Below are 421 nucleotides of genomic sequence, written 5' to 3' on the forward strand. Positions count from 1 at the left end.
CAGCCCGCGCTGTGGGCGGTGATGGTGTCCTTGGCCGAGGTGTGGCGTTCGTATGGTGTGGAGCCGTCGGCTGTGGTGGGTCATTCGCAGGGTGAGATCGCCGCCGCTGTCGTCGCGGGTGCTCTGTCGTTGGAGGACGGGGCGCGGGTGGTGGCCCTGCGCAGCCGGGCCGTCGCCGCCGAACTGGCCGGGCAGGGGGGCATGGCGGCCGTGGCCACGTCCGAGGACGAGGTGCGCCGCCTCGTGGAGGACATCAAGGACGTGGTGTCGGTTGCGGCGGTCAACGGGCCCGCGACCACGGTGGTTTCGGGTACGCCGGAGGGGCTGGAGGCGCTTGAGGTCCGGTGTGGGCGGGAGGGGGTGCGGTTCCGGCGGGTGGCGGTGGACTACGCCTCGCACTCCGCTCAGGTGGATGCGCTTC

At 72.4% G+C, this 421-nt stretch carries 1 protein-coding gene; it reads left to right on the plus strand.

Annotation, left to right across the window (positions count from 1 at the left end; translation table 11 throughout):
* Positions 1 to 421: acyltransferase domain-containing protein (locus NQU54_RS48845; RefSeq protein ID WP_257636692.1), on the plus strand; the 421-nt coding region annotated here is incomplete at both ends.

This window comes from Streptomyces malaysiensis subsp. samsunensis, assembly GCF_024519315.1.
GTDB lineage: Bacteria > Actinomycetota > Actinomycetes > Streptomycetales > Streptomycetaceae > Streptomyces > Streptomyces malaysiensis.